This window comes from Pseudomonas sp. 5.2 (assembly GCF_059025405.1).
Genome location: NZ_JBYBHH010000022.1, coordinates 1 through 25446, shown reverse-complemented (window position 1 = coordinate 25446; position 25446 = coordinate 1). Strand labels below are relative to the sequence as shown.

At 62.5% G+C, this 25446-nt stretch carries 23 protein-coding genes; 15 read left to right on the top strand and 8 right to left on the bottom strand.

The window, feature by feature from the left end:
* Positions 1-604 precede the first annotated feature (604 nt).
* From AC5PZ0_RS25715 to dksA, 5 genes are all read right to left on the bottom strand, one after another.
* Positions 605-2032, bottom strand: a complete 1428-nt coding sequence (locus tag AC5PZ0_RS25715; RefSeq protein WP_493856008.1) for a sigma-54-dependent transcriptional regulator — start codon at positions 2030-2032, stop codon at positions 605-607.
* A 4-nt stretch (positions 2033-2036) separates the two neighbouring features.
* A complete protein-coding gene (locus AC5PZ0_RS25710; RefSeq protein WP_027595008.1) occupies positions 2037-5012 on the bottom strand; it encodes a sensor histidine kinase in 2976 nt (991 codons plus the stop codon).
* Positions 4996-5172, bottom strand: a complete 177-nt coding sequence (locus AC5PZ0_RS25705; protein WP_003250005.1) for a hypothetical protein — start codon at positions 5170-5172, stop codon at positions 4996-4998. The genes AC5PZ0_RS25710 and AC5PZ0_RS25705 overlap by 17 nt, the downstream gene beginning before the upstream one ends.
* A gap of 226 nt (positions 5173-5398) precedes the next feature.
* Positions 5399-6286 carry a tRNA glutamyl-Q(34) synthetase GluQRS gene (gluQRS, locus tag AC5PZ0_RS25700; protein ID WP_493856007.1) on the bottom strand — a complete coding sequence of 296 codons (888 nt, stop codon included), beginning with the start codon at positions 6284-6286 and terminating at the stop codon, positions 5399-5401.
* Between the two features lie 63 nt (positions 6287-6349).
* Positions 6350-6796, bottom strand: coding sequence for an RNA polymerase-binding protein DksA (dksA, locus tag AC5PZ0_RS25695; RefSeq protein WP_027595006.1), 447 nt, complete (start codon positions 6794-6796; stop codon positions 6350-6352).
* Positions 6797-7006: 210 nt separating this feature from the next.
* Here dksA and AC5PZ0_RS25690 point away from each other — a divergent pair, with 210 nt between their 5' ends.
* Both AC5PZ0_RS25690 and sfsA read left to right on the top strand, forming a co-directional pair.
* Entirely contained in the window at positions 7007-8179 is a 1173-nt protein-coding gene (locus tag AC5PZ0_RS25690) for a pyridoxal phosphate-dependent aminotransferase (protein WP_099430473.1), read from the top strand.
* Positions 8179-8892: a DNA/RNA nuclease SfsA gene (gene sfsA / locus AC5PZ0_RS25685; RefSeq protein WP_454242925.1), complete on the top strand. Its 714-nt coding sequence runs from the start codon at positions 8179-8181 to the stop codon at positions 8890-8892. Before AC5PZ0_RS25690 ends, sfsA begins: the two co-directional genes overlap by 1 nt.
* Here sfsA and AC5PZ0_RS25680 read toward each other — a convergent pair.
* A complete protein-coding gene (locus AC5PZ0_RS25680; RefSeq protein WP_186683304.1) occupies positions 8882-9199 on the bottom strand; it encodes a Rieske (2Fe-2S) protein in 318 nt (105 codons plus the stop codon). The two genes, sfsA and AC5PZ0_RS25680, sit on opposite strands and share 11 nt — an antisense overlap.
* 149 nt (positions 9200-9348) lie before the next feature.
* Here AC5PZ0_RS25680 and AC5PZ0_RS25675 point away from each other — a divergent pair, with 149 nt between their 5' ends.
* Genes AC5PZ0_RS25675 through AC5PZ0_RS25660 form a run of 4 tightly spaced genes read left to right on the top strand, consistent with a single transcriptional unit; the run spans position 9349 to position 12934 of the window.
* Positions 9349-10233, top strand: coding sequence for a heme/hemin ABC transporter substrate-binding protein (locus tag AC5PZ0_RS25675; RefSeq protein ID WP_493856006.1), 885 nt, complete (start codon positions 9349-9351; stop codon positions 10231-10233).
* A gap of 50 nt (positions 10234-10283) precedes the next feature.
* Positions 10284-11267, top strand: a complete 984-nt coding sequence (locus tag AC5PZ0_RS25670; RefSeq protein ID WP_252827361.1) for a FecCD family ABC transporter permease — start codon at positions 10284-10286, stop codon at positions 11265-11267.
* Positions 11267-12034, top strand: a complete 768-nt coding sequence (locus AC5PZ0_RS25665; protein ID WP_099430469.1) for a heme ABC transporter ATP-binding protein — start codon at positions 11267-11269, stop codon at positions 12032-12034. Before AC5PZ0_RS25670 ends, AC5PZ0_RS25665 begins: the two co-directional genes overlap by 1 nt.
* Before the next feature lie 12 nt (positions 12035-12046).
* The gene (locus AC5PZ0_RS25660) at positions 12047-12934 is read left to right on the top strand and encodes a ChaN family lipoprotein (RefSeq protein ID WP_493856005.1); all 888 of its coding nucleotides are present in this window, start codon (positions 12047-12049) and stop codon (positions 12932-12934) included.
* 213 nt (positions 12935-13147) lie between these two features.
* Here AC5PZ0_RS25660 and AC5PZ0_RS25655 read toward each other — a convergent pair whose 3' ends face one another.
* On the bottom strand, positions 13148-13426 hold the full coding sequence (locus AC5PZ0_RS25655; RefSeq protein ID WP_027594998.1) for a TfoX/Sxy family protein: 279 nt from the start codon (positions 13424-13426) through the stop codon (positions 13148-13150).
* A gap of 321 nt (positions 13427-13747) precedes the next feature.
* On the bottom strand, positions 13748-15310 hold the full coding sequence (locus AC5PZ0_RS25650; protein WP_493856004.1) for a bifunctional aminoglycoside phosphotransferase/ATP-binding protein: 1563 nt from the start codon (positions 15308-15310) through the stop codon (positions 13748-13750).
* A gap of 116 nt (positions 15311-15426) precedes the next feature.
* Here AC5PZ0_RS25650 and mrcB point away from each other — a divergent pair, with 116 nt between their 5' ends.
* The 9 genes from mrcB (at position 15427) to msrQ (ending at position 25287) form a co-directional block, all read left to right on the top strand.
* Entirely contained in the window at positions 15427-17748 is a 2322-nt protein-coding gene (gene mrcB, locus AC5PZ0_RS25645) for a penicillin-binding protein 1B (protein WP_027594996.1), read from the top strand.
* A 15-nt stretch (positions 17749-17763) separates the two neighbouring features.
* Positions 17764-18552 (top strand): tetratricopeptide repeat protein, encoded by a 789-nt coding sequence (locus AC5PZ0_RS25640; RefSeq protein ID WP_085274228.1) that lies wholly within the window; start codon positions 17764-17766, stop codon positions 18550-18552.
* Entirely contained in the window at positions 18552-18884 is a 333-nt protein-coding gene (locus AC5PZ0_RS25635) for a YqcC family protein (protein WP_027594994.1), read from the top strand. The genes AC5PZ0_RS25640 and AC5PZ0_RS25635 overlap by 1 nt, the downstream gene beginning before the upstream one ends.
* 408 nt (positions 18885-19292) lie before the next feature.
* Complete coding sequence (locus AC5PZ0_RS25630) at positions 19293-21017, top strand: acetolactate synthase 3 large subunit (RefSeq protein WP_027594993.1); 1725 nt, start codon at positions 19293-19295, stop codon at positions 21015-21017.
* Position 21018: 1 nt separating this feature from the next.
* Positions 21019-21510 carry an acetolactate synthase small subunit gene (gene ilvN, locus AC5PZ0_RS25625; protein ID WP_003250040.1) on the top strand — a complete coding sequence of 164 codons (492 nt, stop codon included), beginning with the start codon at positions 21019-21021 and terminating at the stop codon, positions 21508-21510.
* A gap of 55 nt (positions 21511-21565) precedes the next feature.
* Positions 21566-22582 carry a ketol-acid reductoisomerase gene (ilvC, locus tag AC5PZ0_RS25620; protein WP_027594992.1) on the top strand — a complete coding sequence of 339 codons (1017 nt, stop codon included), beginning with the start codon at positions 21566-21568 and terminating at the stop codon, positions 22580-22582.
* Between the two features lie 149 nt (positions 22583-22731).
* Positions 22732-23583, top strand: a complete 852-nt coding sequence (pssA, locus tag AC5PZ0_RS25615; protein WP_027594991.1) for a CDP-diacylglycerol--serine O-phosphatidyltransferase — start codon at positions 22732-22734, stop codon at positions 23581-23583.
* A gap of 79 nt (positions 23584-23662) precedes the next feature.
* Positions 23663-24676 carry a protein-methionine-sulfoxide reductase catalytic subunit MsrP gene (gene msrP / locus AC5PZ0_RS25610; protein ID WP_493856003.1) on the top strand — a complete coding sequence of 338 codons (1014 nt, stop codon included), beginning with the start codon at positions 23663-23665 and terminating at the stop codon, positions 24674-24676.
* Positions 24676-25287, top strand: coding sequence for a protein-methionine-sulfoxide reductase heme-binding subunit MsrQ (gene msrQ / locus AC5PZ0_RS25605; RefSeq protein ID WP_493856002.1), 612 nt, complete (start codon positions 24676-24678; stop codon positions 25285-25287). Before msrP ends, msrQ begins: the two co-directional genes overlap by 1 nt.
* Positions 25288-25446: the final 159 nt, after the last annotated feature.

Below are 25446 nucleotides of genomic sequence, written 5' to 3'. Positions count from 1 at the left end.
CCTAATCCAGGGGTAAAGAGCAAACGGATTGCTTTGGCCGCTGATGTCACGTTGATCTGTCGATCCAACCAGTTCAGGCGCTGCTTTTTAGTGCAGTTTTTGTTGTTCTCTGCCTGGTCGTGGGGCAAGCCCCAAACACGCATCCTCTCCAAAAGAATCAGTTAGCTGCGCCTCCGCCGTCTTGTTTTTATTGTGCGTGAGCCGTTTCGTCTTGTTCTTATTCTGAGTTGCAGTGCTTGTTATTGTTTTTGTACTAAGCATATAGCAGGTGCCGTGCCAACTTTTCGAAACCCAATGAAATCAAGGGTTTGGAGGTTTTCGCAGGTTTTTGGCAGGCCGAAAATGGCGGGCTTTCGTTACCGTACACCTCGGGAACTGTTACGCCTGAAAGCTTGGGTAACAGATTTTCGCGGGTACTGATGTGTTACCTGGGGTGTGCGTAGTGGTTTTTGCCGGCCCTTTCGCGGGTGAACCCGCTCCCACAGGTACCGCATTGCCCTTGCGGGCAGTGAGATCCTTGTGGGAGCGGGTTCACCCGCGAAGAGGCCGGCAGCCCGAAAAAGAAATATCAAGGCAGGAAAGGCCCGCCTGCCCACGCGATCTTTTACTCGCTGGTGGCGTTGCTCTTGCGTCGCGGGATACCCAGGCGCTGGCGGCGTTCCCACAGGCATTTGCGGCTGACGCCAAGCTTGCGGGCAAGCTCGGTCTCGGTCATGTGGTCCTGGTGCTCGAGCACGAAGTGCTGGAAGTAATCCTCCAGCGACAAGTCCTCGGTAGGCTCATGGCTGGCATTGCCCGCACTGGCCACGGCCAGGGCGTTGTCGAGGATGTCGTCGTCTTCCAGGTCGCTCAGCTCGATGTCGATACCCAGCAGGTCGGCGGAAATTTCTGCGCTCTCGCTCAGAATCACCGCACGCTCCACGGCGTTTTCCAGCTCGCGCACGTTACCCGGCCAGCTGTAATGACGAATCGCTTGCTCGGCATCGGCGGAAAAATGCAGGTCATCCCGGCCAATCCGTGCGCTCTGGCGGGCCAGGAAGGCACTGGCGATCTCGTTGACGTCGCTGCCGCGCTCGCGCAGGGCAGGCAACTTCAGGGCGATCACGTGCAGGCGGTAATAAAGGTCTTCACGGAACTGGCCGGCCTTGGCCAGGTTTTTCAGGTCGCGGTGGGTGGCCGCAATCAGGCGCACATCGACCTTCTGCGATTGCACCGAGCCCACCCGGCGGATTTCGCCTTCCTGCAACACACGCAACAGGCGCGCCTGGGCTTCGAGGGGCAATTCGCCGATTTCGTCGAGGAACAAGGTGCCGCCGTCCGCCGCTTCGACCAGCCCGGCGCGCCCTGCGCTGGCGCCGGTGAAGGCACCTTTTTCGTGACCGAACAACTCGGACTCGATCAGCGTCTCCGGGATGGCCGCGCAGTTCACTGAGATCATCGGTGCCTTGGCCCGGCGTGACAGGTTGTGCAGGGCACGGGCGACCAGCTCTTTACCGGTACCCGATTCGCCCTGGATCAGGACATTGGAATCGGTCGGTGCGACTTTGCGGATCTTGCTGTACATGTCCTGCATGGGCGGGCACGAGCCGATGATGCCGATCTCGCCATTGGCAGACGCGCTATTGCCTTTGTCGGCCGCGGCCGCCTTGCCGTTGCCCCGCGGTTCTGCAGCCGGTGCGTTTTGCCGGTCGCGCAGGATGCGCGCCACGGCCTGGAGCATCTCGTCGTGGTCGAAGGGCTTGGCGATGTAGTCCACCGCGCCCATTTTCATCGAGTCCACCGCCGAGCGCAGGCTGGCGTAGCTGGTCATGATCAGCACCGGGGTGCCCTGGCCAAGCTTGATCAGCTCGGTGCCAGGCGCGCCTGGCAGGCGCAGGTCGCTGACGATCAGGTCGAAGGTGGCAATGCTGAAGCGTTCCTGGGCTTCCTGCACCGAGCCGGCTTCGCTGACTTGGTACTGGTTCCGCTCGAGCAGGCGACGCAGGGCCGAGCGGATGATGGTTTCGTCTTCGACGATCAGAATATGCGGCATTGATTCAATTCTCTCGACGGTCTCGAATTTCAGGGGACGTCGCTACGACATGCCGGGGCAGGGTCACGCGGATCCGGGTGCCACGTTGCCGTTCGATGTCGGCAGGGCTGTCGATGGTGATTTGCCCATAATGCTCTTCCACGATGGAATAGACCAGAGCGAGCCCCAGTCCGGTTCCTTCGCCCGGGTCTTTGGTGGTGAAGAAGGGCTCGAACAGGCGGTCCATGATGCTCTTCGGGATCCCGCTGCCTTCGTCTTCGACAATCAAATCGACGGTGTGCTCGAAGACGGAGCTGCGCACACGCACGGCACTGCCGGGCGGTGAGGCGTCGCGGGCGTTGGAGAGCAGGTTGATCAGCACCTGGGCCAGGCGCTGCGGGTCCCCTTCGGCCCAGTGTTCCGGGTCGCAGAGGTTGAAGAACTGGACTTCGAAATTGCGCCGGTTCAGTGCCAGCAGCCCAATGGCATCCTGCGCCACTTCGGCCAGGCACACCGGCTCTTCGCTGTTCTGATGGCTGCCACCGGCATGGGCGAAGCTCATCAACGACTGGACGATGCGCGACACCCGTTTGGTCTGTTCAAGAATCTGGCTCGACAGCTCGGTGATCTCGCCATCGCCCTCGCGTTCCTCGCGCAGGTTCTGCGCCAGGCAGGCGATGCCGGTGATCGGGTTGCCGATTTCGTGGGCCACGCCGGCCGCCAGGCGGCCAATGCTGGCCAGGCGCTCGGAGTGCACCAGCTTGTCTTCCAGGGCCTGGGTTTCGGTCAGGTCCTCGACCAGCAGCACCAGGCCACTGTTACCCGGCGCCAAGGGCTCATCGATGGCGGCCTTGTGCAGGTTCAGCCAGCGAGGCTGCCCGTCGAGGGCCAGGCGTTGTTTGTGCAGGTGTTCGTCGGGCACGTCAATGAAGCCCTGCAGCAGGCCGCGCCAAGGTTCGCCGATGGTCACCAGGCGCGAGCCGACCACGTGCTTGGCGGCGATGCCGGTCAGCTCTTCCATGGCCTTGTTCCACATCAGGATCTCTTGGTCCTTGGCCAGGGAGCAGACGCCCATGGGCAGTTCCTGCAGGGTCTGGCGGTGGTAGCGGCGCAGGGCGTCGAGTTCGGCGGCAAGGCCGGTCAGGCGCGAGTGATAGTCTTCCAGGCGGCTTTCAATGAAGTGGATGTCTTCAGTGACATAGTTTTCGTTGCCGGATTTGTAGGGCAGGAAGGTCTCGACCATGTCCTGGGCCACGCTCGGCCCCATCAGGCCCGACAGGTTGGCCTCGATGCGGTCGCGCAGGCGGCGCAACGCATAGGGGCGGCGCTCGTCGAAGGGCAGGTAGAGGTCGCGCAGGGCTTGTTCGACTTCTTTCTGCGCAGCCTTGGCGCCCAGTGGCTTGGCCAGCTGGGTGGCAAATTCCTGTGGCGAGGCCGCGTGCAGCTCGCGGCGCTGCGGGCGGCGCACGTTGTCCACCGCGCACGCTTCGGCGGCGCTGGCTTCTTCACTGCTGGCATTGGTGAACAGCGAAATCAGGGTGAACAGCAAGACGTTTGCCGCCAGCGAGGCGATGGCCGCCATGTGCCAGCTGGTGTCGTCGAGGACGTAGATCATGTCCAGCAGCGGAATGTAGAAGCCCTGCAGGTTGCCCAGCAGCGGCAGCAGCATGGTCACCAGCCACACCAGGGTGCCGGCCAGCAGGCCCGCGATGAAGCCGCGGCGATTGGCGGTAGGCCAGTACAGCACCGACAACACGCCCGGCAGGAACTGCAAGGTGGCGACGAAGGCGACGATGCCCAGGTTGGCCAGGCTCTGGTGGTTGTTCTGGGTCAGGTAGAACATGAAGCCGGCGGTGATGATGGCGACGATCAGCGCGCGGCGGGTCCATTTCAGCCAGCGGTAGATGTTGCCTTCGGCCGGCGGCTGGTACAGCGGCAGCACCAGGTGGTTGAGGGCCATGCCCGACAGCGCCAGGGTGGTGACGATGATCAACCCGCTGGCCGCAGACAACCCGCCGATATAGGCCAGCAGCGCCAGCGCTTTGTTGTTGGCGGCGATGCCCAGCCCCAGCGTGAAGTATTCGGGGTTGGTGCTGGCGCCCAGGCGCAGGCCGGCCCACAGCACCAGCGGTACGGCCAGGCTCATCAGCAGCAGGAACAGCGGCAGGCCCCAGCTGGCGCTGACCAGCGAGCGTGGGTTGAGGTTTTCGGTGAAGGCCATGTGGTACATGTGCGGCATGACGATGGCCGAGGCGAAGAACACCAGCAGCAGGGTGCGCCATGGCCCTTCCTGCAGCGGTGTGTGCAGCGCGGCCAGGGCGGTCTGGTTCTGCAGCAGCCACACTTCCAGCCCATGCGGGCCGCCAAACACACCGTACAACGCGTACAGGCCAATGCCGCCCAGCGCCAGCAGCTTGATCACCGATTCAAAGGCAATGGCGAACACCAGCCCTTCATGCTTCTCGCGCGTGGCGATGTGCCGCGAGCCGAAGAAGATGGTGAACAGAATGATCAGCGCACAGAAGGCGAATGCCACCCTGGCCTTGACCGGCTCGCCGGTCAGGATGCTGATCGAGTCGGCCACCGCCTGGATCTGCAGGGCCAGCAACGGCAGTACCCCGATCAGCATGATCAGGGTGGTCAGCGCGCCGGCCCAGGTGCTGCGGAAACGAAACGCCAGCAGGTCGGCCAGCGACGACAGCTGATAGGTGCGGGTGATCTTGAGGATCGGGTAAAGCAGCACCGGCGCCAGCAGGAAGGCCCCGGAGACCCCCAGGTAGCAGGCCAGGAAGCCATAGCCGTACTGGTAGGCCAGGCCGACCGAGCCATAGAAGGCCCAGGCACTGGCATAGACGCCCAGCGACAGGGTGTAGGTCAGCGGGTGGCGAATAATTGAGCGGGGTATCAGCCCACGCTCGCTGATCCAGGCCACGCCGAACAGCACCATGAGGTACGCGGCGCTGATCAGGATCATCTGGGTCAGGCTAAAGCTCATCGGCATCTCGTTGGCTCTGCAGGATGAAGGTGACGACGATCAGGATCAGCCAGAGCAGGTAGGGGCGGTACCAGGCTCCGGTCGGTTCGATCCACCAGTCCATGATGGCCGGGGAGAACAGGTAGATCCCCACGACCAGAAGCAGGACCAAACGATAGATGTACATGCTGGCCTCGATGGTTGGGCGCTGCGGGCTTGGACTTATTATTGGCGCAAAAGATTGGGCGGATGCTAGCGGGAATCGGTAGGGTTAGCCAAGGGTTTGAAATTATTGGGCTTTTGTTTTTGAAGGGAAGTTGCCTGTTCCGGCCTCTTCGCGGGCAAGCCCGCTCCCACAGAAACGGTGCGGATCCTGTGGGAGCGGGCTTGCCCGCGAAGAGGCCGGACCTGCGTCAGTGCAAATCAGCCTCTGGAACAGAGGCCTGCCGGGCAATCGCCTCTGGCCGCCACTGCTTGCGGGCTACTGCCAGTACTTCAGCCGGCGTTGCCAGCAGCAACTCGGGGTTTGCTTCTTGCCCCAGCGCCCGCAATGCCCGCAACAGCAGGGGGGTAGCATGCTCCGCCTGTAAGGGCGGCGAGCGGTACGACTTGCCCAGCTTGTGCCCATCTGGCTGCACGATCAGCGGAATATGCAGGTAACGCGGCTGTGAGAACCCCAGCAGCTCTTGCAGGTACAACTGGCGCGGTGTGTTGTCGAGCAGGTCGGCCCCGCGCACGATATCGGTAACCCCTTGCCAGGCATCATCCAGCACCACCGCCAACTGATACGCATACAACCCGTCACGGCGCTGGATGACGAAATCACCCACCTCGCGCCCCAGGTGTTGCTGAAACTCACCCTGGACCCGGTCGGTGAACCGGTAGATCAACTCTGGCACCCGCAGACGGATCGCCGCGCCCTCGCGTGCATGCCCGGCGTTGCGGCACAAGCCTGGGTAAATGCCGTTGTGCCCTTCCAGCTGTTTGCGCGAGCAGGTGCAGGCGTAAGCCAGGCCCATGTTGAACAGGCGGTCGACCACTGCTGCATAAGCCTCATGGCGCTGGCTCTGGTACACCACCTCGCCATCCCACTCCAAGCCGTAACGCTCCAGGGTCTGCAAGATAGCGTCGCGGGCTCCGGGCATTTCCCGGGGCGGGTCGGTGTCTTCCATGCGCAGCAGCCAGCGGCCGTTGACGGCGCGGGCGTCGAGCCAGGAGGCGAGGGCGGCGACCAGCGAGCCGAAGTGCAGAAAGCCGCTGGGGGTAGGGGCGAAGCGCCCGATGTAGCTGGAGTCGTTCATGGCGGTCGTGCGTCTGAAAATGAAACGGGGCGCAAGATGCGCCCCGTTTGGGTGGGAAAAGGATCAGCCTTTGCCGACTGTTTTTTCCTTTTTCTCCGCGATTTCCTTGCAGTCGAAGCACAGGTCGGCGGTTGGGCGGGCTTCGAGGCGACGCAGGCCGATCTCGATGCCGCAGGACTCACACCAGCCGTACTCTTCGTCCTGGATCTTCTGCAGGGTCTTGTCGATCTTCTTGATCAGCTTGCGCTCGCGATCGCGGTTACGCAGCTCCAGGGCGAACTCTTCTTCCTGGCTGGCACGGTCGGCCGGGTCTGGGAAGTTGGCCGCTTCGTCCTTCATGTGGGTCACGGTCTGATCCACGCTCGTCATCAACTCAAGCTTCCAGGCACCCAGAAGTTTGGTGAAATGCTTGCGCATGGGCTCCCCCATGTACTCCTCGCCCTTGCTTTCTTTATAGGGCTCTACACCGTACATGGACTGACTGGTTTTTTGCTTTTCTACGGTGGACATGAATAGACCGCCTCTCACTCATCTGATCCAATGCGCAGGATGCTCCATCTCCGGCACCCGCCGGCCCTGCGACTGCGAGCCGCCGAACTTACCAGATAGATCGGGGGTGCGCTACCCCGCCCGATCCTGCTAATTGACAGCGGCGCGAGCCACACGTTCGGTAGCGTGCAGAGGTAGAATCTCCAGTTTAGACCCAATTGAGAGAAGGTCATGGCCCACCCTTACAGTGCGCGCAGCCGCGCCATCGAACCCTTTCACGTCATGGCGTTGCTGGCGCGGGCCAACGAGCTGCAGGCGGCCGGCCATGATGTGATCCACCTGGAAATCGGCGAACCGGACTTCACCACGGCCGCGCCGATCGTCGAGGCCGGCCAGGCCGCATTGGCCGCGGGCCACACCCGCTATACCGCCGCCCGTGGCCTGCCGGCGCTGCGCGAGGCGATCGCCGGCTTCTATGGGCAGCAGTATGGCGTCAGTGTTGATCCTGAGCGCATTCTGATTACGCCGGGCGGTTCTGGCGCACTGTTGCTGGCCAGCAGCCTGTTGGTAGACCCAGGCAAGCACTGGTTGCTGGCTGACCCGGGCTATCCCTGCAATCGCCACTTCCTGCGCCTGGTCGAAGGCGGCGCGCAGTTGGTGCCGGTGGGGCCCGAGGTCAACTACCAACTCACCGCCGACCTGGTTGACCGCTATTGGGACAAAGACACGGTCGGGGCCCTGGTCGCCTCGCCAGCCAACCCGACCGGGACGGTGCTGAACCGTGACGAGTTGGCCAGCCTGTCGCGCGCTACCCGTGAGCGCCATGGCCACCTGGTGGTGGACGAGATTTACCACGGGCTGACCTACGGCATGGACGCGCCCAGCGTGCTGGAAGTGGACGATGGGGCGTTTGTCCTGAATAGTTTTTCGAAGTATTTCGGCATGACCGGCTGGCGCCTGGGCTGGCTGGTGGCGCCGCCCGGCGCCGTGGCAGACCTGGAAAAGCTTGCACAGAACCTGTACATCAGTGCCCCCAGCATGGCCCAGCATGCTGCGCTGGCGTGCTTCCAGCCGCAAACCCTGGCGATTCTGGAAGAGCGCCGCGCCGAATTCGCCCGTCGCCGCGACTACTTGTTGCCAGCCCTGCGCGAGCTGGGCTTTGGTATTGCCGTCGAGCCTGAGGGGGCTTTCTACTTGTACGCCGACATCAGCGCCTTCGGCGGCGATGCCTTTGCGTTCTGCCGGCACTTCCTCGAAACCGAGCACGTGGCCTTTACCCCCGGCCTGGATTTTGGTCGCCACCTGGCGGGGCATCATGTGCGTTTTGCCTACACCCAGAGCCTGCCGCGCCTGGAACAGGCCGTGCAGCGCATCGCCCGCGGCCTGCGGAGCTGGCAAGGCTGATGGCGTTTTTTCCTCCACTCGAGCAGGGGCGCCTACTGCGGCGCTACAAACGGTTTTTGGCGGACATCGAGCTGGCCAATGGCGAGCACATGACCATCCATTGCCCGAACACCGGGTCCATGCTCAATTGCATGCGCGAAGGCGGGCAGGTGTGGTTCAGCCGCTCCAACGACCCCAAGCGCAAGCTGCCAGGCACCTGGGAGATCAGCGAAACGCCCCAAGGCCGCCTGGCCTGCGTGAACACCGGGCGCGCCAACGCGTTGGTTGAAGAGGCGCTGCGTGCCGGGGTTATCAGCGAGCTGGCCGGTTTCACCGCACTCAGGCGTGAAGTGGCGTATGGCGAAGAAGGCAGCCGCATCGACTTTCGCCTGGAGTTCGACGCCGGCCCGGCCTATGTCGAAGTCAAGAGCGTGACCCTGGGCTACCCCGACACCGCCGTCGCGGCCTTCCCCGACGCTGTTACCCAGCGCGGTGCCAAGCACCTGCGTGAACTGGCGACGCTGGCTCGCCAAGGTGTGCGTGCGGTGCAGTTGTACTGCGTGAACCTGACCGGCGTTGACGCCGTGCGCCCGGCCGAGGAAATCGACGCGGGCTACGCCCAGGCCTTGCGCGCCGCCGTGGCTGAAGGCGTGGAGGTGCTGGCGTACGGCACCTACCTGGATGCCGAGCGTATCGTCATCGACCGCCCCTTGCCTGTACTGCTCAACCCTTGAGCCAGATGCCCTGGCTGTCTTCATGGCAGCCCAGGGCCTGCAGGCTGTCGCCCTCGCACGGCCCGGCCACGCATTCGCCGCTTTCTATCAGGAACAAAGCGCCATGATGGGCGCAGTGAATCAGGCTGGCGCTGTCATCGAGAAAGGCATCTGCAGCCCAGTTCAGTGGGATGCTGCGGTGTGGGCAGCGGTTGCGGTAGAGGTACACCTGGCCCTGGCGGCGCACGCCGAACAGGTCGACGCCGTCTACGCTGAAGGCGCGGCTGTGGCCCTCGGCCAATGAGCTGGAGGTACAAAGGAAGTGCATGGCAAGGACGACTCGTGAAACACGTGATTGCTTGACGCTTCAATGCGAATAATTATCAAATTGCCCGCATTCGATGCGCCCGGCTGTCTATGGTGCGCAGTTCCGCCGCCCGCCACAAGGCGCGCGGCCCGCCTTCAGAAGGAAATCCGATGATGCGCCGTCCCGCTGCCCTGATCGCCCTGTGCGCAGGCCTTGTGCTGTCCACCCAGGCCCTGGCTGCCGAACTGCCGCAGCGATGGGTCAGCGCCGGTGGTGCGCTGAGCGAGTGGGTCACTGCGCTGGGCGGCGAATCACGCCTGGTCGGCGTCGATACCACCAGCCAGCACCCCGCATCGCTGAAGGCGCTGCCGAGCGTCGGCTATCAGCGCCAGTTGTCTGCCGAAGGTATTCTCAGCCTGCGCCCAGATGTGTTGGTGGGCACCGAAGAAATGGGCCCGCCGCCGGTGTTGGCGCAGATTCGCAAGGCGGGTGTGCGGGTGGAGTTGTTCTCCAGCAAGGCCGAACTGGATGCGGTCGATCAGAACCTCAAGCACCTGGGCCAGTTGCTGGGTGCCGAGCCACAAGCCACCGCGTTGGCGGCGGGCTATCGTCAGCAGTTGGATGCGTTGCAGGCTCAGGTCAAACACGCTCAGGCAGGCCAGAAGGCGCCCGGGGTGTTGCTGCTGGTGGGCCATGCCGGTGCCAAGCCGCTGATCGCAGGGCAAGGCACTGCCGGCGATTGGCTGCTACGCCAGGCCGGGGCGCACAACCTGGCCGAGCATCAGGGTTACAAGAACTTCTCCAATGAGGCACTGGCGGCGCTGGACCCGGATGTAGTGGTGTTCTCCGACCGTGCGTTGGCCGACGAGCAGGCGCTGCAAGCGCTGCTGAAGGAAAACCCAGCGCTGGCGGCCTCCCGCGCCGTGCGTGAACAGCGCCTGGTGTCGCTCGACCCGACGCTGCTGGTTGGCGGCCTTGGGCCACGCCTGCCAGCGACCCTGCGCTCGTTGGTTGCCACCTTCTACCCGGCAGCCAAGGGCAGTTTCGCTCAATGAGACAACGCGTTCAGCCACGCACATTGATCATCTGCCTGAGCTTGCTGTGCCTGTTGGCGGTGTGGCTGTCCCTGGCCCTGGGGCCGGTCAGCCTGCCGCTGTTCGATACCTTGCGCGCTGGGCTGCGCTTGTTGGGGCTGCCGATCGCCGGTGATGGCCTGCAGCAGGCGGAAATGATCCTCGGCCAGATTCGCCTGCCGCGCACCTTGCTGGGGCTGGCGGTGGGGGCGGTGCTGGCGCTGTCCGGCGTGGCCATGCAGGGGCTGTTCCGCAACCCGTTGGCCGACCCAGGGCTGGTAGGCGTCGCCGCCGGGGCGGCAATGGGCGCTGCAGTGGCCATTGTCGGCGGCAGCTGGTTTGGCGGAATGCCGGAGGTGCTGGCGCCTTATCTGCTGTCGCTGTGCGCCTTCATCGGCGGGCTTGGGGTGACCGCGCTGGTCTATCGCCTGGGGCGGCGCGACGGCCAGACCAATGTCGCCACGATGCTATTGGCCGGCGTGGCCATGACCGCGCTGGGCGGCGCGGCGGTGGGGCTGTTCTCCTACCTGGCCGATGACGCCACCTTGCGCACCCTGACGTTCTGGAACCTGGGCAGCCTCAACGGTGCCAGTTACGAGCGGCTGTGGCCGCTGTTGATGGTGGCGACCGGCGTGGCGCTGTGGTTGCCGCGGCGCGCGCGGGCGCTGAATGCCTTGCTGCTGGGGGAGTCGGAGGCGCGGCACCTGGGTATCGAGGTAGAGCGGCTCAAGCGCGAATTGGTGTTCTGTACCGCGCTGGGTGTCGGCGCGGCGGTGGCGGCGGCGGGGCTGATCGGCTTCATCGGGCTGGTGGTGCCGCACCTGGTGCGCTTGCTGGCAGGGCCCGATCACCGTGTGGTGTTGCCGGCCTCGCTGTTGGCGGGCGGCGTACTGATGCTGTTTGCCGACCTGGCGGCACGGCTGGTGCTGGCGCCAGCCGAACTGCCGATCGGCATTGTCACTGCGTTTATCGGTGCGCCGTTTTTCCTGTTTCTGCTGATTCGAGGGCGCAGCTGATGTTGCAAGTCGAGGGCCTGCACCTGCGGCGGGGAAGCAACGAGGTACTCCACGACATCCACCTGCAATTGGCCCCGGGGCAGGTGGTGGGCGTGCTCGGCCCCAACGGCGCGGGCAAGAGCAGCTTGCTGGGGGTGCTGTGTGGCGAGCTGGCGCCCGGCCAGGGGCATGTGACCTTGCAGGGCCGGCCGTTGGCCGATTGGGCAGGGCAGGAGCGGGCCAGGCGCCTGGCGGTGTTGCCGCAAGTGTCCAGCCTGGGCTTCTCGTTCAGGGTCGAGGAAGTGGTGGGCATGGGGCGGATGCCGCATGGCAGTGGCCAGGTGCGCGACGCCGAGATCGTCGAAGCAGCCTTGCGTGCCGCGGATGCCTGGCACCTGCAGGGGCGCAGCTACCTGGCGCTGTCGGGCGGTGAGCGGCAGCGGGTGCACCTGGCGCGCGTGCTGGCCCAGCTGTGGCCAGGTGAGCAGGGGACTACGCTGTTGCTTGATGAGCCGACGTCGATGCTCGACCCACTGCATCAGCACACGACCCTGCAAGCGGTGCGCCGCTTTGCCGACCGAGGCGCTGCGGTGCTGGTGATCCTGCATGACCTGAACCTGGCGGCACGCTACTGTGACCGTATCCTGTTGCTTGAGCAGGGCCGCTGCCATGCCTTGGCCTCCCCCGACGAAGTGCTGACGCCTGGGGCATTGAAGGCGGTGTTCGGTATCGATGTGCTGGTACAGGCTCATCCGGAGCGTGGCCACCCGCTGATCATCACCCGCTAGGAGGCATTGCCGATGCGCCATCCACTGCTGTCCGGTTTATCGCTGTGCCTGGTGCTGGCGCTGGGCGGATGCCAGGCCAGCCTGCCACCGTTGCCTGGCTGGCAGAGTACTGAAGGGCGCGAGCATGCGCAGTTGGGGCACATCAAGGATCTGGCCAGCGGGCAGCTTATCAGCCCGGAACAACTGGTCACGCAGCTGGCCGATGCCCCGCGTGTGCTGGTAGGGGAGAAGCACGACAACCCCGACCACCACGCACTGCAGTTGTGGTTGTTGCAGGCCCTGCAGAGTCGGCGCGCTCAGGGCAGCCTGTTGATGGAGATGCTGCAGCCTGAGCAGCAGCCGCTGGTCGACAAACTTGAGGCTCAGCCACCGTTGCCCGCGGACTTGCCCAAGGCGTTAGCGTGGGAAGAAGGCTGGGACTGGCAGTTGTACGGGCCGTTGGTCACGCAGGCCTTGCAGCACGGCATCCCGCTGCTGGCCGCCAACCTTTCACCTGGGCAGATGCGCCACGCCTATCGGCACCCGGCTTCGTTACCGGGCGCACAGTCCAATGCGCCTAGGGTCAAGGCCGCGTTGCTTGAACAGGTGCGTGCCGGGCACTGCGGCTTGCTGCCGGAAAGCCAGTTGCCGGCCATGCTTGCCGTTCAACAACAGCGCGACCGGCAAATGGCAGAGCAGTTGCTGAAGGCGCCGCAGCCAGCCCTGCTATTGGCTGGCGCATACCACGTACGCAAGGACCTGGGTGTGCCATTGCACTTGGCTGACCTGGGCGCGCAGGGCCGCAGCGTGGTCGTGTTGTTGGCCGAGGTCGGCGAGGAAGCCGAGGCGGGCATGGCCGATTATGTGTGGTACACGGCGGCGATGCCGGAGCAGGACTACTGCGCTCAACTGCGCAAGTAACGTTATGGGTATCGGCGTTGTCACCGCGCACGCGGTGCAAAACCGTCAGGCAAAAAAAGACCCGGCAAAGAGCCGGGTCAATAACCGTGATTAGCCTGATGAGGAGATAATCTGAGAGTCCGAACCAGGGGCTTTCAGTTTATCCAACCAGTCTCGCGACCAGTTGTGATAATCATAACGATTCTCATTTCGGAGTCAATCCCCTTCGTCGGTTTATTTCGCGTTTTTTTGCGCCGGGTTCTTCGCGTCCAACTGTTGATTGAGCGCTTCCTTGCGTTCGGTGGGCAAATCGTTCCAGTGCATGTCGAGCAAGGCGCCTTCAATGGCGTACAACAGCACTTTGGAGGCCCGGAACCCTCGCGTTTTCACAGCTTGGTACGCACCCACCGCACCGAGCCGGCGCAAATCCGACGCGCTGTGGATGCCGGCCGCATGCAACCATTGCGCAGAAGTCTTGCCAAGATTCTTCAGATGCTGCAATTCATCGTTCATCGAGCCTCCTTGCGATGGCTGAACGGGTGTTGGGGGATAAATCGCGAGCAGGTCAGAGAGGAGTGTAGCGGGGGTTGGAAAATGCGCGGCCTTTTGCCATCGGGTGCGACGATTGGGGAGGGGAGCCGCCTTTTACGGCCCTATCGCCGGCAAGCCATGTAGCCTTCAAGTCTAGCGCCGCACCTGTGGGAGCTGGCTTGCCAGCGATGAGGCCGGAACAAGCACCACAAGACAGTTGCTCCCACAGGGACACCACTGCCCTTGAGGCCTGTGGAACTCCTGTGGGAGCCGGCTTGCCGGCGATAAGCTGCAATGCTGACCTTACAGGCCCGGCAAGCGCTGGCGGATTTGGTCGATCACCTGGTCCATGCTGGCGCTTTCCTGCGTATCGACACGGGTGGCGTGCTGCAGTTCTGTGGCATCCAGCGGCTCACGGCTGGCCTGCTGAGCCTTGACCACCTCTAGGGTAGCGTCCGATGGGTCGGTTTTTTCCGCCTGGCGCTGCGCCAGCCAGCTGGCGATCACCGCCTCCGGGGCTTGGCAGTCGAGGACCAGGAACGGCACGCCGGTCGCGCTGGCGACCTCTGCCGCCGCTTGGCGTTGAGCATGTTTCAGGTAGGTGGCATCGAGCACCACCGGGAAACCGGCGCGCAGGATGGTGCCGGCCAGATCGTGCAGGCGCTGATAGGTCGCGGCGCTGGCATCTTGGTCATAGATGCCGGCATCTTGCTGCCCAGATAGCGTTGCCTGCTGCTCGCCGAACAGGCGCTTGCGCTCCACGTCCGAACGCACACGCACGGCGCCCAGGGCTTCGACCAGGCGCATCGCCACATGGCTCTTGCCCACCGCCGAGACGCCGTGGGTGATGGCCAGCAGACGCGAAGGGATGGCGCTGTAGCTTTCCGCCAGGTTGGCATAGTTGCGGTAGGTGCGCAGGGTGGTGGCGCGCTGCACGCCATCGGCATTGGCGGGCATGCTGAACAGGGCGACCTTGGCGCGCACCAGGGCGCGGTAGGCCTTGTAGAAGTTGAGCACTTCCAGGCCCTCGTAGTCGCCGGTCAGCTCCAAGTACTGGCTGACGAAGCGGTGCGCCAGGCACTTGAGGCCGCGGTCTTCCAAGTCCATGGCCAGGAAGCCGGTATCGGCCCAGACATCGGTCATGCGGAACGGCTCGTTGAACTCGATGCAGTCAAAGATCACCACTTTGCCGTCGATCAGGGTGGCATTGCCCAGGTGAATGTCACCGTGGCATTCGCGGGTGAACCCGTTGGCCTTGCGCGCTTCGAACAGGCCTTTGAGGCGCTCGAAACTGCTGCGTGCCCATGCCTGGAGGTTATCCAGTTGCAGCAGGTCGGCCTTGTCGCTGAGGAACGGACGGATCTGCTCGAAGTTCTGCTCGACCGGGGCCATCACGCTTTCAGGCGAGCCGTAAGGTTGCGCTGCCGGGACCTTGGGGGTCTGCAGATGGAATTCGGCGATCTGCCGGGCCATCTGGTCGATGTGCTCGGCGTTGAGCTCGCCGTTGGCTTGCAGAGTGCTGAGCATCTGCCCCTGGGGGAACTGGCGCATCTTCAGCGCGTATTCGATGGCCTCGCCGTCGCCACCGATCTGCGGCGCTTCGACGCTACCGGTGAGCGGCAGTACTTCCAGGTACAGGCCGTCGGTCAGGCGCTGGTTCAGGCGCAACTCTTCGTTACAGAAATGCTGGCGCTGGCCCAGTTCGGTGAAGTCGAGGAAGCCGAAGTTCATCGGTTTCTTGACCTTGTAGGCGTACTCGCCAGTGAGCAGGACCCAGGAGATATGCGTCTCGATGAGTTGGAACCCATCTACGGGGTGAGGGTAGAGGGCTGGGTTCTGCAACGCAGTGATAAGAGCTTGGCTCACGGGAAATCCTTCCGGGGGCAGGGAATTCGAATGCGCCATTATGGTCAATGGTGCCGTCCCTGCATACCGCCGAGGGCGCCTGCCCAGCCTTTACAAAGTGCGTATAATCCGCCGCCATGACTCGAACTCGAAACGCTCGTACCCCTCAGAAACGCCCGACCGGCCGCTCTCGCGCCTGGCTGGGCTGGGCTTTGAAGCTCAGCCTGGTCGGCCTGGTGATCCTCGCCGGCTTCGCGGTTTACCTCGATGCTGTCGTCCAGGAGAAGTTCTCTGGCAAGCGTTGGACCATCCCGGCCAAGGTATACGCCCGGCCACTGGAGCTGTTCGTCGGCCAGAAGCTGAGCAAGAACGACTTCCTCACCGAACTCGATGCCCTGGGCTATCGCCGTGAAAGCGCGGCCAATGGCCCGGGTGCGGCCGCGGTCAACGGTAATACCGTCGACCTCAATACCCGTGGCTTCCAGTTCTACGAGGGGATGGAGCCCGCGCAGTTCGTCCGCGTGCGCTTCTCTGGCGATTACGTGGCGGGGCTGGCCGGTGCCAATGGCGGCAAGCTCGACGTGGTGCGCCTGGAGCCGCTGATGATTGGCGGTATCTACCCGAAAAACCTCGAGGACCGGATCCTGATCAAGATCGATCAGGTGCCACCGTACCTGCTCGAGACCCTGGTCGCGACCGAAGACCGCGACTTCTATAGCCACTTTGGCGTGTCGCCCAAGTCCATCGCCCGTGCCGTGTGGGTCAACACCTCGGCCGGCTCCATGCGCCAAGGCGGCAGTACCCTGACCCAGCAGTTGGTGAAAAACTTCTACCTCACCAGCGAACGCAGCCTCAGCCGCAAGCTGACCGAGGCCATGATGGCTGTGCTGCTGGAGCTGCATTACGACAAGCGTGAAATCCTCGAGGCCTACCTCAACGAGGTGTTCGTCGGCCAGGACGGCCAACGCGCGGTGCATGGCTTCGGCCTGGCCAGCCAGTTCTTCTTCAGCCAGCCGCTGTCGGAGCTCAAGCTGCACCAGATCGCCTTGCTGGTGGGCATGGTCAAGGGGCCGTCCTACTACAACCCGCGGCGTTATCCTGACCGCGCCCTGGCCCGCCGTAACCTGGTGCTCGACCTGCTGGCCGAGCAGGGCGTGGCGAGCAAGGACGTGATCGAGGCGGCGAAGAAGATGCCATTGGGTGTGACCAAGCGCGGCAGCCTGGCGGACAGCTCGTTCCCAGCCTTCCTCGACTTGGTCAAACGCCAGTTGCGCCAAGACTACCGCGACGAAGACTTGACCGAAGAAGGCCTGCGCATCTTCACCAGTTTCGACCCGATCCTGCAGATGAAGGCCGAAACCTCCATGAACGAGACGTTCAAGCGCCTGGCCGGGCGCAAGGGCGCTGACGAGGTCGAGTCGGCGATGGTCGTGACCAACCCGGAAACCGGCGAGGTGCAAGCGCTGATCGGCAGCCGCCAGTCGGGCTTTGCCGGCTTCAACCGGGCCATCGACGCGGTGCGGCCGATTGGCTCGCTGGTCAAGCCGGCGGTGTACCTGACCGCGCTGGAACAGCCGAGCAAGTACACCCTGACCAGCTGGGTGCAGGACGAGCCGTTCTCGGTCAAAGGCGCCAACGGCCAGATCTGGCGCCCGCAAAACTACGACCGTCGTCCGCATGGCACCATTTACCTGTATCAAGGCCTGGCCAACTCCTACAACCTGTCGACCGCCAAGCTCGGCCTGGAAGTGGGTGTGCCCAACGTGATCAAGACCATCGGTCGGCTGGGGGTGAATGTCGACTGGCCAGCCTTCCCGGCGATGCTGCTGGGGGCAGGTGGCATGTCGCCGATGCAGGTCGCGACCATGTACCAGACCATTGCCAATGGTGGCTTCAACACGCCGATGCGCGGTATCCGCAGCGTGTTGACGGCCGAGGGTGAGCCGCTCAAGCGCTACCCGTTCCAGATCCAGCAGACCTTCGACCCAGGGTCCATCTACCTGGTGCAGAACGCCATGCAGCGAGTGATGCGCGAAGGTACCGGCCGTTCGGTGTACAACGTGTTGCCGCGTTCGCTGACCCTGGCCGGCAAGACCGGTACCAGTAACGACTCGCGCGACAGCTGGTTCTCCGGCTTTAGCCAGGACCTGCTGGCCGTGGTGTGGATGGGCCGCGACGATAACGGCAAGACGCCGTTCACCGGTGCCACCGGCGCCCTGCAGGTCTGGACCAGCTTCATGAAGAAGGCCGACCCGCTGCCGCTGGACATGCCGCAACCGGACAACGTCGTGCAAGCCTGGATCGACCCGTACAGCGGCCAAGGCTCTGACGGTAGCTGTCCGGGAGCCGTGCAGATGCCGTATATTCGCGGAAGCGAACCGCCCGCCGGCGCAGCCTGTGGCGGTGAGCAGAATCCGGCAGAATCGGTCATGGACTGGGTCAAAGGCTGGATGAATTAAGCACAAGCTGCATTGATGAGGTGTGAAGTGAATAAGTGGCTGTTTCCTGCCTTGACGGCGTTGGTTGTGCTCCAGGGTTGCTCCAGTGTCCAGCGTGGCAATATCCCGGTGGTCGACTCGAGCACCCGCGTGTCCAACAGTGAACGCGTAACGGCCAACCGCTCGGCGGCTGGCATGAACAGCGGCACCTCACAAGCGCAGTCGCTGCCTGAGGATTCGGGCGTGACGGTGATGATCCCGCAGGGCGCCGGTGCCTCGAGCATCCAGACGTTCCCGGCCGGTAATGGGGCGGCGCCGATCAGCACCGCGCCGATTACCCCGGGCCCGATCTCGACCGGGCCGATGACCACCAACCCGAACCCGATCGCCGACGAGCCGTTCGATATCGCCTCGATGAACAGCACGCCGAAAGCCAGCAGTGCGCCGACTGGCATCCCGCGCAGCGGTGGCGCATCTGGCGGCTTGTCGGCCGACGAGCAGCTGGATGGGCCTGTACTGGCGCTGTTGACCACTGCCCAGCAACAGCAGGTCAGTGGTGATTTCAACGGTGCCTCGTCTAGCCTGGAGCGTGCCCAGCGTATCGCCCCGCGCGAGCCGCAGGTGCTGTTCCGTCTGGCCCAGGTGCGTTTGTCCCAGGGCGATGCAGCGCAGGCAGAGCAGTTGGCTCGCCGCGCCCTGACCTACGCCAATGGCCGCCCCGACCTGCAGGCCGAACTGTGGAACACCATTGCCCAGTGCCGTGAAAAACAAGGTGACAGTGCCGGTGCGGCGCTGGCGCGGCAGAAGGCCCGAGTGAATTCCTGATGATCGAGCAACGCATTCTGGACATCGCCGACCACCTGCTGCTGATCGAGCGTGAGTTGAAGGTGCAAGGCTGGTGGGACGATGAGCCGCCCAGCGATGAAGCGCTGGAAAGCACTGTGCCCTTCGCGGTCGATACGATGACCCTGGAGCAGTGGCTGCAATGGATCTTCCTGCCCCGCATGAAGATCATCATCGAGCTCGGCCACCCGCTGCCCAGTGCCTCGGGCATCCTGGTGATGGCTGAAACGGTGTTCACCGATCGCCCGGAGCAGAGTCGCGAGCTACGGCGCCTGCTAGCAGAGTTCGATCAATTGATCGCTTCTGGAGCCTGATTTCTTCTCTTTTTCCTTCAAGGGCCGCAGATTGTGGCCCTTTTTTATGGAAATCTTCTTAATTCTGCTGCTGCTATCCTTTTTAGTGGTGGCAGGAATTCATCTTGAGGAAAAATTGGCAATAATTTTTCTTGACTTGTAGCCGCCAAATCACAAGAATCCAACTTCCGCTGTAGAGGGACTGCCAGAAGCAGACCCGCTAAGCAGATCATGAGGCGCACACCCGCGCCGACCTGTTACACCCCGCAACGCGTTACCTCGCGCTGGGTGGGAAAACCCCGCAACACTCTGGGGCGCGCCCAATACTTGCTCAGTCAGTGCTGACGTTCGCTCATGCTCTGCTTGGCAGTAAACCTATTAAGACCCGTCCACTAGGGACGGTATTCTGGCGTTTTAGAGGTGAACAACGTGGAGCTTTTATCTGGCGCTGAGATGGTCGTCCGCTTCTTGCGTGACGAAGGCGTTAAGCACATCTACGGGTACCCTGGCGGTGCTCTCCTTCATGTTTACGATGCCCTGTTCAAGGAACCGGAAGTCGAACACATCCTGGTTCGTCACGAACAGGCTGCAACCCATATGGCGGACGGCTACGCCCGTGCCACCGGCAAGGCCGGTGTGGTGCTGGTAACCTCCGGCCCGGGTGCGACCAATGCCATTACCGGCATTGCCACCGCCTACATGGATTCGATTCCGATGGTCATTCTGTCCGGCCAGGTGCCTAGCACCATGGTGGGTACCGATGCCTTCCAGGAAACCGACATGATTGGCATCTCGCGGCCGATCGTGAAGCACAGCTTCATGATCAAAAACGCCACCGAGATCCCAGAAGTTCTGAAAAAAGCCTTCTACCTGGCGCAATCCGGCCGTCCTGGCCCGGTCGTGGTCGACATTCCAAAAGATATGACCAACCCGGCCGAGAAGTTCGAATACGTCTACCCGAAGAAGGTCAAGCTGCGCTCCTACAGCCCGGCGGTCCGTGGCCACTCCGGCCAGATCCGCAAGGCCGCCGAGATGCTGCTGGCTGCCAAGCGCCCGATCGTTTACGCCGGCGGCGGCGTGATTCTGGGTGGCGGCTCCGAAGCCCTGACCGAAATCGCCAAGTCGCTGAACCTGCCGGTTACCAATACCCTCATGGGTCTGGGTGGCTTCCCGGGTACTGACCGTCAGTTCCTCGGCATGCTCGGCATGCACGGCAGCTTCACGGCCAACATGGCCATGCACAATGCTGACGTCATCTTTGCCGTCGGTGCGCGTTTCGATGACCGTGTGGTCAACGGCCCGGCCAAGTTCTGCCCGAATGCCAAGATCATCCACATCGACATCGACCCGGCGTCGATTTCCAAGATGATCAAGGCCGACGTGCCTATCGTTGGCCCAGTCGACAGCGTCTTGACCGAGATGCTCGGCATCCTCAAGGAAATCGGCGAGCAGCCTGACAAGGCCGCCGCAGAAGCCTGGTGGAAGCAGATCGATGAATGGCGTGGCGACGGCGACCTGTTCCCTTACAACAAGGGTGATGGCAGCGTCATCAAGCCGCAGACCGTGATCGAAACCCTGTGCGAAGTGACCAAAGGCGATGCCTTTGTTACCTCCGACGTGGGCCAGCACCAGATGTTCGCGGCGCAGTACTACCGCTTCAACAAGCCGAACCGCTGGATCAACTCCGGTGGCCTGGGCACCATGGGCTTCGGCTTCCCGGCGGCGATGGGCGTCAAACTCAACTTCCCGGACCAGGACGTGGCGTGCGTGACCGGCGAAGGCAGTATCCAGATGAACATCCAGGAGCTGTCCACCTGCATGCAGTACGGCCTGCCGGTGAAAATCGTCAACCTGAACAACGGCGTGCTGGGCATGGTCCGCCAGTGGCAGGACATGGCGTACAACGGCCGTCACTCGCACTCCTATGTCGAGTCGCTGCCTGACTTCATCAAGCTGGCCGAGGCCTATGGTCATGTGGGTATCCGCATCACCAGCCTGAAAGACCTCAAGCCGAAGCTGGAAGAGGCATTCGCGATGAAAGACCGTCTGGTGTTCATCGACATCGCGGTTGACCGTACCGAGCACGTCTATCCGATGCAGATCAAGGATGGCTCGATGCGTGACATGTGGCTGAGCAAGACGGAGCGTACCTGATATGCGGCACATCATTTCCTTGCTGCTGGAAAACGAACCCGGTGCCTTGTCTCGCGTCGTTGGTCTGTTCTCCCAGCGTAACTACAACATTGAAAGCCTGACCGTGGCGCCGACCGAAGACCCGACCTTGTCGCGTCTGACGCTGACCACCGTTGGCCATGACGAAGTGATCGAACAGATCACCAAGAACCTGAACAAGCTTGTCGAAGTGGTAAAGCTTGTCGACCTGTCGGAAAGTGCTCACATCGAGCGTGAACTGATGCTGGTCAAGGTCAAGGCCACCGGAGCCCAGCGGGCCGAGATCAAGCGCACCACGGACATTTTCCGTGGCCAGATCGTCGATGTGACCGCCAGTGTGTACACCGTGCAACTGAGCGGCACCAGCGACAAACTGGACAGCTTCATCCAGGCCATCGGCACCGCATCGATTCTCGAAACCGTGCGCAGTGGCGTCACCGGCATTGCCCGTGGCGACAAAGTGCTCAGCATCTAAATTCAAAAATTAGCGATGGCTCCGCAGGGGCCGAGATATAACCAGGGGTATTTTCATGAAAGTTTTCTACGATAAAGACTGCGACCTTTCCATCATCCAGGGTAAGAAAGTCGCCATCATCGGTTACGGTTCCCAAGGCCACGCCCAGGCGTGCAACCTGAAAGACTCCGGTGTAGACGTTACCGTCGGTCTGCGTAAAGGCTCGGCCACCGTTGCCAAGGCAGAAGCCCACGGCCTGAAAGTGGCCGACGTGGCTACCGCTGTCGCTGCTGCCGACCTGGTCATGATCCTGACTCCGGACGAGTTCCAAGGCGCTCTGTACAAGAACGAGATCGAGCCGAACATCAAGAAAGGCGCAACCCTGGCCTTCTCCCACGGCTTCTCGATCCACTACAACCAAGTCGTGCCACGTGCCGACCTCGACGTGATCATGATCGCGCCGAAAGCCCCGGGCCACACCGTGCGCTCGGAGTTCGTCAAAGGCGGCGGCATCCCTGACCTGATCGCTATCTACCAGGACGCTTCGGGCAACGCCAAGAACGTTGCGCTGTCCTACGCCGCAGGCGTGGGTGGCGGCCGTACCGGCATCATCGAAACCACCTTCAAGGACGAGACTGAAACCGACCTGTTCGGCGAGCAGGCTGTTCTGTGCGGCGGTACCGTCGAGCTGGTCAAAGCCGGTTTCGAAACCCTGGTTGAAGCGGGCTACGCGCCAGAAATGGCCTACTTCGAGTGCCTGCACGAGCTGAAGTTGATCGTTGACCTCATGTACGAAGGCGGTATCGCCAACATGAACTACTCGATCTCCAACAACGCCGAGTACGGTGAGTACGTCACCGGCCCAGAAGTCATCAACGAAGAATCCCGCAAGGCCATGCGCAACGCTCTGAAGCGCATCCAGGACGGCGAGTACGCGAAGATGTTCATCTCCGAAGGTGCTACCAACTACCCATCGATGACCGCCAAGCGTCGTAACAACGCTGCCCACGGCATCGAAATCATTGGCGAGCAACTGCGTTCGATGATGCCTTGGATCTCGGCGAACAAGATCGTCGACAAAGCCAAGAACTAAGTTTCTTGCAACATGAAAAACGCGGCTTCGGCCGCGTTTTTTCGTTTAGGCAGCCGGCATCTGGTATAAAGCAGACCAGTGGCCTGCCGTCAGAACCTGTTTCGCAGGCCCGTGTCGAACATATTCCACCCTGTTGCAAGGTACCCTACATGAGCGAACGTCCCGAAGAGCCGAACAAGCCCTCCGACGCCGAAAGCCTGCTACCTGTCGATGAGCACATTGAAGAGGGCCATGACGCCGAAGGGCGCAAGGTCCGGCATCGCGGCATCTATCTGCTTCCTAACCTGTTCACCACCGCCAACCTGTTCGCCGGCTTCTACTCCATCATCAACTCGATGAGCGCGCAGAGCGCGTTGAGTGCTGGCGACCCGCGCGAGGCAAGCAAGTACTTCGCCTTTGCCGCCATCGCCATCTTCGTCGCCATGGTGCTCGACGGCCTGGATGGCCGTGTGGCTCGCATGACCAATACCCAAAGCGCCTTCGGGGCCGAGTACGACTCGCTGTCGGACATGGTCGCCTTTGGTGTTGCCCCGGCGTTGCTGGCCTTTGGCTGGGCGTTGGGTGACATGGGCAAGGTCGGCTGGATGGTTGCCTTCATCTATGTGGCTGGCGCTGCATTGCGCCTGGCGCGCTTCAATACCCAGGTGGGTACCGCCGACAAGCGTTACTTCATCGGCCTGGCCAGCCCGGCGGCTGCAGGTGTGGTTGCGGGCACCGTGTGGGCCTTCAGTGACTACGGTATCCAGGGCTCCAAGCTGTCGTTCCTGGTGGCGCTGCTGGTAGCGGCGGCTGGCATGTTGATGGTCAGCAACATCAAGTACAACAGCTTCAAGGAGCTCGACCTCAAAGGGCGTGTGCCGTTCGTGGCCATCCTGGCGGTGGTCCTGGTGTTCGCGGTGGTATTCAGCGACCCGCCCCGCATCCTGCTGCTGATCTTCCTTGCCTACGCGGCTTCGGGGCCGATCCAGTTCTTGCTGCGGTCTCGCCGTCGCAAGTCGTGACAATGATTTAATGATGGAATAACCCTCCGGCTCCATAGTCTTACTGGTACATCCGTTATCCAGTGCTATGGAGCCGTCCATGCTCATCAAGCTTCCCAGGTCATCCGAGTGCAAGGCGTCGGAGATCACGCCCGAAGGCCTCTATCTTTCTCGTCGCACCGTGCTCGGTGGCTCGCTGGCGGGCCTTGCCCTGGGCGCGCTACCGAGCCTGGGGCATGCCGCCGAGGCCAGCCGCTACGCTGATGTCGAGGCGGGCGCTGCACCCGCCTGGTTCAGTGACAAGCTTGCGGCGACGCGGTGGCAGGCGGTAACGGTCAAGGATGAGGCGATTACCCCCTTCAAGGACGCGACCCACTACAACAACTTCTATGAGTTCGGGCCCGACAAGGGTGACCCGGCTGCCAATGGCGACAGCTTGCAGACCGAGCCTTGGTCTGTGGTGATCGATGGCGAGGTCGGCAAGCCCGGGCGCTATGCCCTGGAAGACTTCGTCAAACCTTATCAGCTCGAAGAGCGCATCTACCGGTTGCGCTGTGTCGAAGCGTGGTCGATGGTCATCCCCTGGCTTGGCTTCCCGCTGGCGCAAGTACTCAAGCAAGTGGAACCGACATCCAACGCGCGCTACGTACGCTTCGAAACACTCAAAGATCCACAGCATATGCCAGGGCAACGCTCAGGCTTCGCCTTGATCGACTGGCCCTATAGAGAAGGGCTGCGCCTGGATGAGGCCATGCACCCGTTGGCGATTCTGGCGGTGGGTATGTATGGCCGCGAGCTGGCCAACCAGAATGGCGCGCCGTTGCGCTTGGTGGTGCCATGGAAGTACGGGTTCAAGAGCATCAAGTCGATCGTGCGGATCAGCCTGGTGGCCGAGCGCCCGCAAACGACCTGGGAGGGGCTGGCGCCAGATGAGTATGGCTTCTATGCCAACGTGAACCCCGAGGTCGATCACCCGCGCTGGACCCAAGCGCGTGAGCGGCGCCTGCCAAGTGGCCTGTTCAGCCCCAACGTACGGTCAACGCAAATGTTCAACGGCTACGCCGACGAAGTGGCTTCGCTGTATGCCGGCCTCGACCTGCGGAAGAACTATTGATGCGCTATCCCTGGTTGCGCCTGGCCATCTTTATAGTGGGGTGTGTGCTGCCACTCTGGTGGTTGTATGAGGCTGCGATGAACCTGCTGGGGCCGGACCCAGGGAAGATCCTGATGGACCGGCTGGGGTTGGGCGCGCTGACGTACCTGCTGGTGACCTTGAGCATGACGCCGCTGCAGCGGCTGACAGGGTGGTCGGGCTGGATCGTCGTGCGCCGCCAACTGGGGTTGTGGTGTTTTTCCTACATCGTGCTGCACATCCTTTGTTACCTCTTCTTTATTCTGGGGCTGGACTGGGGGCAGTTCGCTGTCGAGCTGCGTAAGCGGCCCTACATTATTGTGGGGGCGCTTGGCTTCCTCGGGTTGTTGGCGCTGGCGGTAACCTCGAATCGGTATAGCCAGCGCCGGCTGGGTGCGCGGTGGAAGAAGCTGCATAAGCTGGTGTATGTGATTCTCGGCCTGGGGCTGCTGCATTTCCTGTGGATCGTGCGCTCAGATCTGCGCGAGTGGGCTATCTATGCCGGCATTGGTGCCGTGTTGATGGCGCTGCGTATTCCTGCAGTTGCACGGCGTGTTCCTCGGGTGATCAGCAAGCGGGGGAGGGTGGTTTGAAACATTGTTGAAATAAAGGGTTGACGGGATTTCGAATCCCCTTATAATGCGCCCCACTTCCAGCGTGATTGGAACGAGAAACTCCTTGAGTATCAACGAGTTAATCGATTCAGGTAGTGTTGTAAGGGCTTCGATCGAAAGATCGTCAGTGGTTGAAAA

What these genes read in the sequence shown, in the direction of transcription:
- AC5PZ0_RS25715 (WP_493856008.1), bottom strand. Translation starts at nt 2,032, where the DNA reads ATGCCGCATATTCTGATCGTCGAAGACGAAACCATCATCCGCTCGGCC.
- AC5PZ0_RS25710 (WP_027595008.1), bottom strand. Translation starts at nt 5,012, where the DNA reads ATGCCGATGAGCTTTAGCCTGACCCAGATGATCCTGATCAGCGCCGCG.
- AC5PZ0_RS25705 (WP_003250005.1), bottom strand. Translation starts at nt 5,172, where the DNA reads ATGTACATCTATCGTTTGGTCCTGCTTCTGGTCGTGGGGATCTACCTG.
- gluQRS (WP_493856007.1), bottom strand. Translation starts at nt 6,286, where the DNA reads ATGAACGACTCCAGCTACATCGGGCGCTTCGCCCCTACCCCCAGCGGC.
- dksA (WP_027595006.1), bottom strand. Translation starts at nt 6,796, where the DNA reads ATGTCCACCGTAGAAAAGCAAAAAACCAGTCAGTCCATGTACGGTGTA.
- AC5PZ0_RS25690 (WP_099430473.1), top strand. Translation starts at nt 7,007, where the DNA reads ATGGCCCACCCTTACAGTGCGCGCAGCCGCGCCATCGAACCCTTTCAC.
- sfsA (WP_454242925.1), top strand. Translation starts at nt 8,179, where the DNA reads ATGGCGTTTTTTCCTCCACTCGAGCAGGGGCGCCTACTGCGGCGCTAC.
- AC5PZ0_RS25680 (WP_186683304.1), bottom strand. Translation starts at nt 9,199, where the DNA reads ATGCACTTCCTTTGTACCTCCAGCTCATTGGCCGAGGGCCACAGCCGC.
- AC5PZ0_RS25675 (WP_493856006.1), top strand. Translation starts at nt 9,349, where the DNA reads ATGATGCGCCGTCCCGCTGCCCTGATCGCCCTGTGCGCAGGCCTTGTG.
- AC5PZ0_RS25665 (WP_099430469.1), top strand. Translation starts at nt 11,267, where the DNA reads ATGTTGCAAGTCGAGGGCCTGCACCTGCGGCGGGGAAGCAACGAGGTA.
- AC5PZ0_RS25660 (WP_493856005.1), top strand. Translation starts at nt 12,047, where the DNA reads ATGCGCCATCCACTGCTGTCCGGTTTATCGCTGTGCCTGGTGCTGGCG.
- AC5PZ0_RS25655 (WP_027594998.1), bottom strand. Translation starts at nt 13,426, where the DNA reads ATGAACGATGAATTGCAGCATCTGAAGAATCTTGGCAAGACTTCTGCG.
- mrcB (WP_027594996.1), top strand. Translation starts at nt 15,427, where the DNA reads ATGACTCGAACTCGAAACGCTCGTACCCCTCAGAAACGCCCGACCGGC.
- AC5PZ0_RS25640 (WP_085274228.1), top strand. Translation starts at nt 17,764, where the DNA reads ATGAGGTGTGAAGTGAATAAGTGGCTGTTTCCTGCCTTGACGGCGTTG.
- AC5PZ0_RS25635 (WP_027594994.1), top strand. Translation starts at nt 18,552, where the DNA reads ATGATCGAGCAACGCATTCTGGACATCGCCGACCACCTGCTGCTGATC.
- ilvN (WP_003250040.1), top strand. Translation starts at nt 21,019, where the DNA reads ATGCGGCACATCATTTCCTTGCTGCTGGAAAACGAACCCGGTGCCTTG.
- ilvC (WP_027594992.1), top strand. Translation starts at nt 21,566, where the DNA reads ATGAAAGTTTTCTACGATAAAGACTGCGACCTTTCCATCATCCAGGGT.
- pssA (WP_027594991.1), top strand. Translation starts at nt 22,732, where the DNA reads ATGAGCGAACGTCCCGAAGAGCCGAACAAGCCCTCCGACGCCGAAAGC.
- msrP (WP_493856003.1), top strand. Translation starts at nt 23,663, where the DNA reads ATGCTCATCAAGCTTCCCAGGTCATCCGAGTGCAAGGCGTCGGAGATC.
- msrQ (WP_493856002.1), top strand. Translation starts at nt 24,676, where the DNA reads ATGCGCTATCCCTGGTTGCGCCTGGCCATCTTTATAGTGGGGTGTGTG.